The organism is Streptococcus sp. CL8.13, from assembly GCF_049737895.1.
In genome coordinates this window covers 1-13,846 of the sequence record NZ_JBKOTT010000007.1, presented here as the reverse complement: position 1 = coordinate 13,846, position 13,846 = coordinate 1, and the positions used below count along the sequence as shown (strand labels likewise).

Sequence of the window (13,846 nt, the reverse complement as noted above, 5' to 3'; positions counted from 1 at the left end):
CTAGGACTGACACTTCCTAACATTTCAGGAATTGGTCTACTCGGAGATCTCTTTGTTGGCGGTCTAAAAGCCATCGCACCTATTCTAGTCTTTGCCCTCGTTGCTAACGCCCTTTCCCAACATCAAAAGGGACAAGATAGCAACATGAAAACGGTTATCTTCCTTTACTTGGTAGGAACCTTTGCAGCGGCACTTGTTGCTGTCCTAGCAAGTTTCATTGTCCCTGTTGAAATTACCCTAAATAGTGCTAATACCGATATTGCTCCACCAGATGGAATTGGCCAGGTCCTTAGCAATCTCTTGCTCAAACTGGTTGACAATCCAGTCAATGCCCTCGTTACTGCTAACTACATCGGTATCTTATCTTGGGCAGTTGTTTTCGGGATTGCTATGAGAGAGGCCAGCAAAAATAGTAAAGAATTGCTGAAAACTATGGCTGATGTGACTTCTAAGATTGTCGAATGGATTATCAACCTAGCTCCATTTGGTATCCTTGGTCTTGTCTTCAAAACCATCTCTGATAAGGGAATCGGAAGCCTAGCTAACTATGGAATCTTGCTTGCCCTCTTGGTGACAACCATGTTCTTTGTAGCTCTGGTAGTCAATCCACTAATTGCCTTCCTCTTTATGAAGAGAAATCCTTATCCTCTCGTTTGGAAATGTTTGCGTGTCAGCGGTGTTACAGCCTTCTTTACTCGTAGTTCTGCGGCGAACATCCCTGTCAACATGAAACTTTGTCACGACCTTGGACTAGATCCAGATACCTATTCGGTTTCTATCCCACTCGGTTCTACTATCAACATGGCTGGGGCTGCGATTACCATTAACGTTCTAACCCTTGCTGCAGTAAATACTTTGGGAATCCCTGTTGACTTTGCGACAGCCTTTGTCCTCAGTGTGGTAGCAGCTATCTCAGCCTGTGGCGCTTCTGGTATTGCGGGCGGTTCCCTCCTTCTTATCCCAGTTGCTTGTAGCCTTTTCGGTATTTCTAACGATATTGCCATGCAAGTTGTTGGGGTTGGATTTGTGATTGGGGTCATCCAAGATTCATGTGAAACAGCTCTCAACTCTTCAACAGATGTCCTCTTTACTGCCGTTGCCGAATACGCGGCAGTCCGTAAAAAATAACTCATAAAGGCAAGCCTGCTCAGGTCTTGTCTTTTCCGCTTTTATTCTAACTTACTAGGAAATTCTTATGTCTATTAGCCAACGTACGACCAAGCTCATCTTAGCTACCTGTCTTGCCTGCCTTCTTGCTTATTTTCTCAATCTCTCCTCAGCAGTTTCAGCTGGAATCATCGCCCTCTTGAGCCTATCCGATACCCGTAGAAGTACCTTAAAACTGGCCCGCAATCGCCTCTTTTCCATGCTTCTAGCTCTAGCTATCGGTGTTCTGGCTTTTCACTTGAGCGGATTTCATATCTGGAGCCTTGGCCTCTATCTAGCCCTTTATGTGCCTCTATCCTACCAGATGAGCTGGGAAATTGGCATCACACCAAGCACTGTTTTGGTTAGCCATCTCTTGGTGCAAGAGTCAACCTCTCCAGACCTTCTAGTCAATGAATTCCTTCTCTTTGCTATCGGTACAGGTTTTGCCTTGCTTGTCAATCTCTACATGCCTTCACGAGAAGAGGAAATTCATCACTACCACACATTGGTAGAAGAAAAGTTAAAAGATATTCTCCAACGCTTCAAATATTATTTATCCAGAGGAGATGGACGCAATCGAGCACAGTTGGTTGAAGAATTGGACACCCTTTTGGAAGAGGCACTCAGACTAGTCTATTTGGATCACTCTGACCACCTCTTTCACCAAACCGACTACCATATCCACTACTTTGAGATGAGACAGCGACAAAGTCGCATCCTGAGAAACATGGCCCAGCAAATCAACACCTGTCACCTAGCTGCCAGTGAAAGCCTAATTTTGGCCCAACTCTTTTCAAAAATTGCCGGTCAACTGAGCCAGACCAATCCTGCTTCTGATTTGCTAGATGAAATTGAACGTTATCTGGAAGTCTTCCGTAATCGCAATCTGCCTAAGACAAGAGAAGAATTTGAAACCCGTGCCACACTTCTTCAACTCCTACGTGAAGCCAAAACCTTCATCCAAGTAAAAGTTGACTTTTACCAAAAATATGGACAGTAAAAAAGAAAACTTCAGACCAATCACAAAAGGTGAATATCTGAAGTTTTCTTTTATTTGTAAGTTATTACCATAAAGGTTAATAGTAACATGAATAAGGTCTAATTTATAGAGGGCTAAGGTAAAACCCTACATACTTTGCTGTCTTATTATCCACGACACGGAGTTTGGCAAACCGATTTCATTTGTAAAACTCAGTTAGTGAGGCAGGCAGGTAGGCCACTTTCTACCAATCACGACGTAAAGTTTTACGAATCGATAATATTCGTAAAACTCCGTTAGTGAGGCAGTTAGAAAAATTGAACACGCCCTAAAAGCGTCGAGAAAAAGATAAAATCTTCTAGAAACTACGTTTCTTCGGCGATTTTCCTATTTTCTTCTCGCTTTTTTAACGGGCTTTGTATCTTCATCACATCTTTTCTTCCAACTCTACATCTGGATACTTATCCGCAAACCAACGGAGGGCAAAGTCATTTTCAAAGAGGAAAACTGGTTGGTCAAAACGGTCTTTAGCCAAGATATTTCGACTTGATGACATCCGTTCATCCAAGTCCTCAGGCTTGATCCAACGAACGGTTTTTTTACCCATTGGGCTCATGACCACTTCCGCATTATATTCGCCTTCCATACGGTGCTTAAAGACTTCAAACTGGAGTTGACCAACAGCTCCCAGCATGTACTCGCCTGTTTGGTAATTCTTATAAAGCTGAATAGCACCTTCTTGCACCAATTGCTCAATCCCCTTGTGGAAGGATTTCTGCTTCATGACATTCTTAGCAGAAACTTTCATGAAAATCTCAGGTGTAAAGGTTGGCAGTGGTTCAAATTCAAACTTGTTTTTCCCAACTGTCAAGGTATCCCCAACTTGATATGTACCTGTATCGTAAACCCCGATAATATCACCTGCCACGGCATTGGTCACATTCTCACGACTTTCCGCCATAAACTGAGTAACATTCGAAAGTTTAGCACCCTTACCAGTACGAGGCAGGTTGACACTCATACCACGTTCAAATTCACCCGATACGATACGTACAAAGGCAATACGGTCACGGTGACGAGGGTCCATATTGGCTTGGATTTTAAAGACAAATCCTGAGAAATCTTTATCATAAGGATCCACAATTTCACCATCTGTTTTCTTATGACCATGAGGTTCCGGAGCAAACTTAAGGAAGGTTTCAAGGAAGGTCTGCACACCAAAGTTTGTCAAAGCTGAACCGAAGAAGACAGGTGTCAATTCTCCAGCCAGAATAGCTTCCTCTGAAAACTCATTCCCAGCTTCATTTAAAAGTTCAATATCATCCTTGACTTGCTCGTAGAAAGGATTGCTACCAAAGAGTTTGTCCCCGTCTTCTAGACTGGCAAAACGCTCATCCCCTTTGTAGAGCTCCAAGCGTTGGTTATAGAGGTCATAGAGCCCTTCGAAGGCTTTCCCCATCCCAATAGGCCAGTTCATCGGATAGCTAGCAATGCCCAAGACTTCTTCCAATTCTTGCAAGAGGTCCAGTGGCTCACGACCGTCACGGTCCAGCTTATTCATAAAGGTAAAGACCGGAATTCCACGGTGTTTGACAACTTCAAACAATTTCTTGGTTTGGGCCTCGATACCCTTGGCAGAATCCACAACCATAACTGCAGCATCCACCGCCATCAAGGTACGATAGGTATCTTCTGAAAAGTCCTCATGCCCTGGCGTGTCGAGGATATTCACACGCTTGCCATCATAGTCAAACTGCATCACAGATGAAGTCACCGAAATCCCACGTTGCTTCTCGATATCCATCCAGTCAGACTTGGCAAAAGTCCCTGTTTTCTTTCCTTTTACGGTACCAGCCTCACGAATCTCGCCCCCAAAGTAGAGCAACTGCTCAGTGATGGTTGTTTTCCCCGCGTCCGGATGGGAGATGATGGCAAAGGTACGACGTTTCTTAATTTCTTCTTGAATATTCATAAGTTCTCTTTCTTTGATTCTCTATTTTTCTTGTTCCAATAGCTAAGAATGATTTCTACATTGGATTTTACCATTCCTTTCAACACTCCATTATATCGGATTTTGCCATTTTTTTCAATTTCTATTTCTTTTCACTTCCCCCTCCCTTATTTATAGGAAAATATGGTAAAATAGAACAGACTAAAAATCATCATTTCACGAAAGGATGCAAGATGAAAATTACGCAAGAAGAGGTAACACACGTTGCCAATCTTTCAAAATTAAGATTCTCTGAAGAAGAAACTGCTGCCTTTGCGACAACCTTGTCTAAAATTGTTGACATGGTTGAATTGCTGGGCGAAGTTGACACAACTGGTGTCGCACCTACTACGACTATGGCTGACCGTAAGACCGTACTCCGCCCTGATGTGGCTGAAGAAGGAACCGACCGCGATCGCTTGTTTAAAAACGTACCTGAAAAAGACAACTACTATATCAAGGTACCAGCTATCCTAGACGATGGAGGAGATGCCTAATGACTTTTAATAACAAAACTATTGAAGACTTGCACAACCTCCTTGTCTCTAAGGAAATTTCAGCAACTGAATTGACCCAAGCAACGCTTGAAGATATCCAATCTCGCGAGACAGCTATCAACGCTTTTGTTACCATCGCTGAGGAGCAAGCCCTTGCGCAAGCTAAAGCTATTGATGAAGCAGGAATCGATGCTGATAATGCCCTCTCAGGAATTCCACTTGCAGTTAAGGATAACATCTCTACTGATGGTATTCTCACAACTGCTGCTTCAAAAATGCTCTACAACTATGAGCCTATTTTTGATGCGACAGCCGTTTCCAATGCAAAAGCGAAAGGCATGATTGTCGTCGGAAAGACCAACATGGACGAATTTGCCATGGGTGGTTCAGGTGAAACTTCTCACTACGGAGCAACTAAAAACGCTTGGGACCACAGCAAGGTTCCTGGTGGTTCATCAAGTGGTTCGGCCGCAGCTGTAGCGTCAGGGCAAGTCCGCTTATCACTTGGTTCTGATACTGGTGGTTCTATCCGCCAACCTGCTGCCTTTAACGGGATTGTTGGTCTCAAACCAACCTACGGAACAGTTTCACGTTTCGGTCTCATTGCCTTTGGTAGCTCATTAGACCAGATTGGACCTTTTGCTCCTACTGTTAGGGAAAATGCCCTCTTGCTCAATGCGATTGCCAGCGAAGATGCCAAAGACTCTACTTCTGCCCCTGTCCGCATTGCCGACTTTACTTCAAAAATCGGTCAAGACATCAAGGGTATGAAAATTGCTTTACCTAAGGAATACCTAGGCGAAGGGATTGACCCAGAGGTTAAGGAAACCATTCTGAATGCTGCTAAGCACTTTGAAAAACTTGGTGCTATCGTTGAAGAAGTCAGCCTTCCTCACTCTAAATACGGTGTGGCAGTTTACTACATCATCGCTTCATCAGAAGCTTCCTCAAACTTGCAACGCTTTGACGGTATCCGTTACGGCTATCGTGCAGAGGATGCAACCAATCTTGATGAAATCTATGTAAACAGCCGTAGCCAAGGTTTCGGTGAAGAAGTGAAACGACGTATCATGCTAGGTACTTTCAGCCTTTCATCAGGTTACTACGATGCTTACTACAAGAAGGCTGGTCAAGTCCGTACCCTCATCATTCAAGATTTCGAAAACGTCTTTGCGGATTATGACCTGATTTTGGGTCCAACCGCTCCAAGTGTTGCCTACGATTTGGACTCACTCAACCACGACCCAGTTGCCATGTACTTGGCTGACCTTTTGACCATCCCAGTCAATTTGGCAGGTCTCCCAGGAATTTCGATTCCAGCTGGATTCGCTCAAGGTCTGCCTGTTGGTCTACAATTAATTGGTCCTAAGTATTCTGAGGAAACCATTTACCAAGTTGCTACTGCTTTTGAAGCAACAACAGACTACCACAAACAACAACCCGTGATTTTTGGAGGTGATAACTAATGAACTTTGAAACAGTCATTGGACTTGAAGTCCACGTAGAGCTCAACACCAATTCAAAAATCTTCTCACCTACTTCTGCCCACTTCGGAAATGACCAAAATGCCAACACTAACGTGATTGACTGGTCTTTCCCAGGAGTACTTCCGGTTCTCAACAAAGGTGTTGTTGATGCAGGTATCAAGGCAGCTCTTGCCCTCAACATGGACATCCACAAAAAGATGCACTTTGACCGCAAGAACTACTTCTACCCTGATAATCCCAAAGCCTACCAAATTTCTCAGTTTGATGAGCCAATCGGCTATAATGGCTGGATTGAAGTGGAACTAGAAGACGGTACAACTAAGAAAATCGGTATCGAACGTGCCCACCTAGAGGAAGACGCTGGTAAAAACACCCATGGTACAGATGGCTACTCTTATGTTGACCTCAACCGCCAAGGGGTGCCATTGATTGAGATTGTATCTGAAGCTGACATGCGTTCTCCTGAAGAAGCCTACGCTTACCTAACTGCCCTCAAGGAAGTTATCCAGTACGCTGGTATTTCTGACGTTAAGATGGAAGAAGGTTCGATGCGTGTGGATGCCAACATTTCCCTTCGTCCTTATGGTCAAGAGAAATTCGGTACCAAAACTGAGTTGAAGAACCTCAACTCCTTCTCAAATGTTCGCAAAGGTCTTGAATACGAAGTTCAACGTCAAGCTGAAATCCTTCGCTCAGGTGGTCAAATCCGCCAAGAAACACGTCGTTACGATGAGGCTAACAAAGCAACTATCCTCATGCGTGTCAAGGAAGGCGCTGCTGACTACCGCTACTTCCCAGAACCAGACCTACCTCTCTTTGAAATCTCAGACGAGTGGATTGAGGAAATGCGGACTGAGTTACCAGAGTTTCCAAAAGAACGCCGTGCGCGCTACGTCTCTGACCTCGGCTTGTCAGACTATGATGCCAGCCAGTTGACCGCAAACAAAGTCACTTCTGACTTCTTTGAAAAAGCTGTTGCCCTTGGTGGCGATGCTAAGCAAGTCTCAAACTGGCTCCAAGGAGAAGTTGCTCAGTTCTTGAACGCTGAAGGTAAGACACTGGAACAAATCGAATTGACACCAGAAAACTTGGTTGAAATGATTGCCATCATCGAAGACGGCACTATCTCGTCTAAGATTGCCAAGAAAGTCTTTGTCCACCTAGCTAAAAATGGTGGTGGCGCGCGTGAATACGTGGAAAAAGCGGGTATGGTTCAAATCTCCGATCCAGCTGTCCTGATTCCAATTATCCACCAAGTCTTTGCGGATAATGAAGCAGCCGTTGCCGACTTCAAGTCAGGCAAACGTAACTCAGATAAGGCTTTCACAGGCTTCCTCATGAAAGCAACCAAAGGCCAAGCCAACCCACAAGTCGCCCTTAAACTTCTTGCACAGGAATTGGCCAAGTTGAAAGAAGATGAATAACAGACTTTTTATATACCTTTTTCTATTTTAGAAAGAAGAAAAAATGAACAAATTTTTACGATTGCTATTTGTTTTAGTCATCATCGCTATGCTAGGCGCTTCTATACTACAAATTTTCTTTCCATCATACATGGGAAGTCACTCCGGGTATGGAATCTCTGCTGGTTGGCAACGAGAAATTGGAATATGGAACCTAGCTGTATTGATTCTTATTCTCGGTGTCAATATTAAGTACGATTGGTTCTATCTACGAATCGTGCTTCTCGCTCTCATCTTCGGTGGGATTGGAATAGGAACAAATCACTTAGTCAATTTTATGGAGTATCATTATTCTGTAAATGCTATCGGTGCTTTCGAAAATTACTTGCTAGCGACGGGGTGGATTGTAGGGTGGCTCATTGAACATCATTCCATAAAGAAGATAACTGCTAGTAAATAACGACAAGTATATCTTAGATAATTTTTAAAGATTATAATATAGTTTAATAATCATTCAAATTAAGAAATCTATCTTTTCATTAGCCTCAATCCCATATCCTTCTTGAAGAGCTCAGCTACGACCAAGAAAGTCTTTGTCCACCTAGCTAAAAATGGCGGTGGCGCGCGTGAATGCGTGGAGAAAGCAGGTATGGTTCAAATCTCAGATCCAGAAATCTTGATTCCAATCATCCACCAAGTCTTTGCGGACAACGAAGCTGCTGTTGCCGACTTCAAGTCAGGCAAACGTAACGCAGATAAGGCCTTCACAGGCTTCCTTATGAAAGCAACCAAAGGCCAAGCCAACCCACAAGTCGCCCTTAAACTCCTTGCCCAAGAATTGGCGAAGTTGAAAGAAGATTAATATGTAAAAGAAACCAGCCCTGAGGTTGGTTTTTTTTTCGCTCCTACCATCTCCCAATAACTATTTTGGCTTTATTTCCAGAAGATTTTATGGTAAAATGAAGAGTAATAATATTTATTAAAGAGGTAAAAACATGATTGAAGCAAGCAAATTGAAAGCTGGTATGACATTTGAAACTGCAGACGGAAAATTGATCCGTGTTTTGGAAGCTAGCCACCACAAACCAGGTAAAGGGAACACAATCATGCGTATGAAATTGCGTGATGTCCGTACTGGTTCTACATTTGACACAAGCTACCGTCCAGAAGAAAAATTCGAACAAGCTATTATCGAAACTGTTCCAGCTCAATACTTGTACAAAATGGATGAAACTGCCTACTTCATGAACACTGAAACTTACGACCAATATGAAATTCCAGTCGTAAACGTTGAAAATGAATTGCTTTACATCCTTGAAAACTCTGATGTGAAAATCCAATTCTACGGAACTGAAGTAATCGGTGTAACTGTACCAACTACTGTTGAATTGACAGTCGCTGAAACACAACCATCTATCAAAGGTGCTACTGTTACAGGTTCTGGTAAACCAGCAACTATGGAAACTGGACTTGTTGTCAACGTTCCAGACTTCATCGAAGCTGGACAAAAATTGATCATCAACACTGCAGAAGGAACTTACGTTTCTCGTGCCTAATCTCTAGAAAGAGGTCATTCTATGGGAATTGAAGAACAATTTGGCGAAATCGTTATCGCTCCACGTGTACTTGAAAAAATCATTGCCATCGCAACTGCTAAAGTTGATGGTGTCCACTCATTTTCAAATAAATCCGTATCTGATACCCTATCAAAACTCTCTCTTGGTCGTGGTGTCTACTTAAAAGAAAGCAATGAAGAGCTAACTGCTGACATCTATCTCTACCTTGAGTACGGTGTGAAAGTACCAAAAGTGGCTCTTGCTATTCAAAAAGCAGTCAAAGATGCTGTCCGTGATATGGCTGATGTGGAACTTTCTGCTGTTAACATCCATGTTGCAGGAATCGTTCCAGATAAAACACCAAAACCTGAGTTGAAAGATCTATTTAACGAGGACTTCCTCAATGACTAGTCCATTATTAGAATCTAGACGCGAACTTCGTAAATGCGCTTTTCAAGCTCTTATGAGCCTTGAATTCGGCACAGATATGGAAACAGCTTGTCACTTTGCCTACACGCATGACCGTGAAGATGCAGATGTGCAAATCCCTGCCTTTCTTCTAAACTTGGTTTCTGGTGTTCAAGCTCAGAAAGACGAGTTGGATAAACAAATCAACCAGCACCTCAAGTCAGGCTGGACAGTTGAACGCTTGACCTTGGTCGAAAAAAACTTACTACGCTTAGGAATCTTTGAAATCACATCATTTGATACACCTCAGCTGGTAGCAGTCAATGAAGCTATTGAACTTGCTAAGAATTTTTCAGATCAAAAATCAGCCCGCTTTATCAATGGACTGCTTAGTCAATTTGTAACTGAAGAATAGTAAATAGAAAAAGTGTTTGACAGACATCAAACACTTTTTTCATTGCCTCCCATTATCTTAAAAAGTGGTAATAGACATAATTATAAACAAAAATCCAGAGGGGGGTTGCATGGTTGAGAAAGTTAAAAAAACTATGGCAGAGAATCGTTAATCTAAGATTATCGGTAGAACGATAAACAAGGGCGAAAAAGAGACCAATCACACTATAATATAATAAACTAATCGGGTCTCGATGAGATAGTATCAAATGACTGAGTCCAAAGATCAGGCCTGATAGGATGACATCTAAATAATACTTTGACTTAGGAAAGAAGGTATTCATAAAATACCCTCTATCAAGAGTCTCCTCAAAAATAGGACCGATGATTACAGGCAGGACAAAAGATAAGATAGTCGATAAAAAAGTTGGTTGTCCATTTGAAAGAACAACGGTAAAATACTCATCATGAATATTCCTATGATTAATCAAATGAGCATAGCGTGCCCAAAAATTACCGAGAATCTGATAAACCACATAACCTGAAAATAAGTAGAAGACAAATGACCAGTTCCATCTCTTTTTCTCAAAGATAAAGAGCATCTTTTTCTTTTTTAACCACCAAGTTAATAGAAGGAAACTTCCTACTAATCCCATTGTTAAAATAAGAGAATAGACATCAGCGCCTAACCCTAAAATTATCGTCACATACAATCCAATTGTTTGTGGTAAATAGGTAGATAGTAAAATAATAAGCAAAAATATGCCAAATTGTCTTAGTTTCTCTATGTTTCTCATCATACTTTTTTTGAAAGATTATCCTGCTCGGAAGCCATACTTCCAAGCATCCCTATAAGAATTAAGCGCCCCTTGCCCCATATAAGGAGCAAAGTCTCTATAATATAACCATCTTCCTTCACCATCTTCCCAAACAGCAAAACCACCTGAAGTTTGCTCTAAGTCCTCATTTGAAAGAACTGTAAATGTTTCTGTACCTGTCATATCAAGTACCTCCTTAAAATAAATTTTTGTAAGCTTACATCTACAGTATACATCTTTTTTGTCTATGTTATTAATCTTCCCCTCAACTGTCAATTTTTCGGTCTGAACTGCATTTTTCTAAAAAAATGAGACCTTTCTAGTCTCATTTAGTCATTTTTAGTATTTTCTAAATCGTTGATAACGCTCTTCCAACAACGCTTCTAACGGTTTTTGCGAAAGTCTAGCTAGCTCAGCTTGAAGTTCTTTTTTAACATTCTTAATCAGTTCTTTGCTAGAAAGTCCTGCTTCAGAAATCACCTTATCTACCACGTCCATTTCTAACAGTTCATGCGAAGTGATTTTCATCAGTTCTGCCGCTTCCATGGCACGACTGCCGTCCTTCCATAGAATGGAAGCAAAGCCTTCTGGACTGAGAATAGCATAGATAGAATTTTCCAGCATCCAGACACGGTCTGCGACTGCTAGAGCCAGAGCACCACCTGAACCACCTTCACCGATAATAATGGCGATAATAGGAACTTTCAGGTCACTCATTTCCATGAGATTGCGAGCGATAGCTTCCCCTTGACCACGTTCTTCCGCTCCCACACCAGGATAGGCACCTGCTGTATTGATAAAGGTCACAACTGGACGGCCAAACTTTTCAGCCTGTTTCATCAACCGTAGGGCCTTGCGGTAGCCTTCTGGATGTGGCTGTCCAAAATTCCGTTTGAGGTTGTCTTGTAAACTCTTGCCTTTTTGGATACCAACCACTGTTACAGCTTGGTCTCCAAGCCAGCCGATACCACCAACAACTGCACCATCATCACGAAAAGAACGGTCACCATGTAACTGGATAAATTCATCAAAAATGCCTGTCGCAAAGTCCAAAGTTGTCAAGCGACTCTGCTCACGCGCTTCTCTGACTATTTTTGCAATATTCATCTAGGACTCCCTCCGTGCAATCTGACTAGGCTAGCAATGGTATCTGGCAAGTCTCTTCTTTTAACAATAGCATCCACAAAGCCATGTTCAAGTAAAAATTCTGCCTTTTGGAAATCCTCAGGCAAGCTTTCACGAACCGTATTTTCAATGACACGACGTCCAGCAAAACCAACCAAACTCTGTGGTTCAGCCAGAATGATATCGCCTTCCATAGCGAAAGAAGCTGTCACACCACCAGTCGTTGGATCTGTCAAAATGGTCAGATAAAAGAGACCAGCATTTGAATGCCGTTTAACTGCTGCAGAGATCTTGGCCATCTGCATGAGACTCATGATTCCTTCCTGCATACGGGCTCCACCAGAGGCTGTGAAGAGGACAACTGGCAATTTTTCGACAGTCGCATACTCAAACAAACGAGTGATTTTTTCACCTACAACCGTACCCATAGAAGCCATGATAAAGTTGGAATCCATAATCCCAAGAGCCACAGTCTGACCTTTAATAAGAGCAGTTCCTGTGACAACGGCTTCATCCAGACCTGTTTTTTCACGCATGGTTACTAGTTTCTTTTGATAACCAGGGAAATGCAAGGGATCCTTGCTTTCAATCCCTGTAAACAATTCCTTGAAGGTTCCCATATCAATCGTCAGAGCCAAGCGTTCTTGGGCAGAAATACGAAAGGTATAGCTACAGTGCGGACAGATACGCTCACTTCCCAGATCCTTCTGATAGATAGTATGCTTACAGCCCGGACACTGAGAGAATAATTCATCTGGAACCTCTGGTTTAGCTTGAGGTTTTTCCCTAACCGAACGATTGGGATTGATTCGAATATACTTATCTTTTTTACTAAATAGAGCCATTGATTCCCCTTTTCGGTTTAAACTCTTGAAGTCATTTTATTCTTTTTCTTGATATTTAGGTAAGAAGGTTTCCATCAAGAAGGAAGTATCGTAATCCCCAGCAATAACATTGCGATCTGAAATGAGGTCAAGCTGGAAATCTGCATTGGTCTGCACCCCTTCAATCTCTAATTCATAGAGGGCACGTTGCATTTTCATCAGGGCGTCAAAACGATTTTCGCCGTGAACGATGATTTTGGCAATCATACTATCATAATAAGGCGGAATGGTATAGCCTGGATAAACTGCTGAATCCACGCGCAAGCCAACTCCTCCACTTGGCAGATAGAGATTAGTAATCTTACCTGGACTTGGAGCAAAGTTGAAGGCTGGATTTTCTGCATTGATCCGACACTCGATAGCATGGCCACGTAGGACAATATCCTCTTGCTTCACAGACAGGGGCTGACCTGCCGCAATGCGAATCTGTTCCTTAACGATATCAACACCTGACACAAACTCTGTAACGGGATGTTCTACCTGAACACGAGTATTCATTTCCATGAAATAGAATTTGCCACTAGCTTCATCAAGCAGAAACTCAATGGTTCCTGCATTCTCATAACCAACAGACTTTGCAGCTCTAACAGCAGCAGCACCAATTTCATTGCGTAGCGTTTTCCCGATTGCAATCGAAGGGCTTTCTTCTAAAACCTTTTGGTTATTCCGTTGAAGAGAACAATCTCGTTCCCCCAAATGGATTACATTTCCATGTTCATCTCCTAGGATTTGAACCTCGATGTGACGAGCTGGATAGATGACCCGTTCTATGTACATGGCACCATTGCCATAATTGGCCTTGGCTTCACTTGAGGCAGTTTCAAAGGCGGAAACGAGGTCTTCTGGTTTTTCAACCTTACGAATCCCTTTACCACCTCCACCTGCTGAAGCCTTGAGCATAACAGGATAGCCAATTTTTTCAGCAACAATCAAAGCTTCTTCAGAGTTATGCACTTCTCCATCCGAACCTGGAATGACAGGCACACCAGCTTTAATCATCTGAGCACGCGCATTGATCTTATCCCCCATCATATCCATAACATGACCAGATGGACCGATAAACTTGATACCAACTTCTTCACACATGGTTGCAAATTTGGAATTTTCACTGAGAAATCCAAAACCTGGGTGAATGGCTTCTGCCTCAGTCAAGACTG

At 42.5% G+C, this 13,846-nt stretch carries 15 protein-coding genes and 1 pseudogene; 10 read left to right on the top strand and 6 right to left on the bottom strand.

Features of this window, described 5'->3' with window-relative positions:
• Positions 1-1,128, top strand: a 1,128-nt coding sequence (sstT, locus tag ACLNCN_RS00615; protein WP_424844417.1) for a serine/threonine transporter SstT, incomplete at its 5' end; no start/stop codon positions are given.
• 67 nt (positions 1,129-1,195) lie between these two features.
• Positions 1,196-2,149 carry an aromatic acid exporter family protein gene (locus tag ACLNCN_RS00610; protein ID WP_424844416.1) on the top strand — a complete coding sequence of 318 codons (954 nt, stop codon included), beginning with the start codon at positions 1,196-1,198 and terminating at the stop codon, positions 2,147-2,149.
• Positions 2,150-2,555: 406 nt separating this feature from the next.
• Here ACLNCN_RS00610 and ACLNCN_RS00605 read toward each other — a convergent pair whose 3' ends face one another.
• Positions 2,556-4,100, bottom strand: a complete 1,545-nt coding sequence (locus ACLNCN_RS00605; RefSeq protein WP_001025437.1) for a peptide chain release factor 3 — start codon at positions 4,098-4,100, stop codon at positions 2,556-2,558.
• A gap of 212 nt (positions 4,101-4,312) precedes the next feature.
• Between ACLNCN_RS00605 and gatC the strand changes: the two genes are divergently transcribed.
• The 8 genes and pseudogenes from gatC (at position 4,313) to nusB (ending at position 9,884) form a co-directional block, all read left to right on the top strand.
• A complete protein-coding gene (gene gatC / locus ACLNCN_RS00600; protein WP_000705419.1) occupies positions 4,313-4,615 on the top strand; it encodes an Asp-tRNA(Asn)/Glu-tRNA(Gln) amidotransferase subunit GatC in 303 nt (100 codons plus the stop codon).
• Positions 4,615-6,081, top strand: coding sequence for an Asp-tRNA(Asn)/Glu-tRNA(Gln) amidotransferase subunit GatA (gene gatA, locus ACLNCN_RS00595; protein ID WP_125393729.1), 1,467 nt, complete (start codon positions 4,615-4,617; stop codon positions 6,079-6,081). Before gatC ends, gatA begins: the two co-directional genes overlap by 1 nt.
• Positions 6,081-7,526, top strand: coding sequence for an Asp-tRNA(Asn)/Glu-tRNA(Gln) amidotransferase subunit GatB (gene gatB / locus ACLNCN_RS00590; protein ID WP_094753832.1), 1,446 nt, complete (start codon positions 6,081-6,083; stop codon positions 7,524-7,526). The genes gatA and gatB overlap by 1 nt, the downstream gene beginning before the upstream one ends.
• 43 nt (positions 7,527-7,569) lie before the next feature.
• A complete protein-coding gene (locus ACLNCN_RS00585) occupies positions 7,570-7,965 on the top strand; it encodes a hypothetical protein (protein WP_424844415.1) in 396 nt (131 codons plus the stop codon).
• Between the two features lie 108 nt (positions 7,966-8,073).
• Positions 8,074-8,367, top strand: a pseudogene (locus ACLNCN_RS00580) (glutamyl-tRNA amidotransferase); the annotation flags it as partial.
• A 133-nt stretch (positions 8,368-8,500) separates the two neighbouring features.
• Positions 8,501-9,061, top strand: a complete 561-nt coding sequence (gene efp / locus ACLNCN_RS00575; protein ID WP_000568643.1) for an elongation factor P — start codon at positions 8,501-8,503, stop codon at positions 9,059-9,061.
• 21 nt (positions 9,062-9,082) lie between these two features.
• Entirely contained in the window at positions 9,083-9,472 is a 390-nt protein-coding gene (locus ACLNCN_RS00570) for an Asp23/Gls24 family envelope stress response protein (RefSeq protein ID WP_020902992.1), read from the top strand.
• Positions 9,465-9,884 carry a transcription antitermination factor NusB gene (nusB, locus tag ACLNCN_RS00565; protein WP_000203637.1) on the top strand — a complete coding sequence of 140 codons (420 nt, stop codon included), beginning with the start codon at positions 9,465-9,467 and terminating at the stop codon, positions 9,882-9,884. Before ACLNCN_RS00570 ends, nusB begins: the two co-directional genes overlap by 8 nt.
• 52 nt (positions 9,885-9,936) lie before the next feature.
• Here nusB and ACLNCN_RS00560 read toward each other — a convergent pair whose 3' ends face one another.
• From ACLNCN_RS00560 to ACLNCN_RS00540, 5 genes are all read right to left on the bottom strand, one after another.
• Positions 9,937-10,659, bottom strand: a complete 723-nt coding sequence (locus ACLNCN_RS00560) for a CPBP family intramembrane glutamic endopeptidase (protein ID WP_138335139.1) — start codon at positions 10,657-10,659, stop codon at positions 9,937-9,939.
• Positions 10,660-10,677: 18 nt separating this feature from the next.
• Positions 10,678-10,863: a biofilm-regulating peptide BriC gene (gene briC, locus ACLNCN_RS00555; protein WP_424844414.1), complete on the bottom strand. Its 186-nt coding sequence runs from the start codon at positions 10,861-10,863 to the stop codon at positions 10,678-10,680.
• A gap of 156 nt (positions 10,864-11,019) precedes the next feature.
• A complete protein-coding gene (locus ACLNCN_RS00550; RefSeq protein ID WP_261045609.1) occupies positions 11,020-11,787 on the bottom strand; it encodes an acetyl-CoA carboxylase carboxyl transferase subunit alpha in 768 nt (255 codons plus the stop codon).
• Entirely contained in the window at positions 11,784-12,650 is an 867-nt protein-coding gene (gene accD, locus ACLNCN_RS00545; RefSeq protein ID WP_424844413.1) for an acetyl-CoA carboxylase, carboxyltransferase subunit beta, read from the bottom strand. The genes ACLNCN_RS00550 and accD overlap by 4 nt, the downstream gene beginning before the upstream one ends.
• A 36-nt stretch (positions 12,651-12,686) precedes the next feature.
• Positions 12,687-13,846: acetyl-CoA carboxylase biotin carboxylase subunit (locus ACLNCN_RS00540; protein WP_424844412.1), on the bottom strand; the 1,160-nt coding region annotated here is incomplete at its 5' end.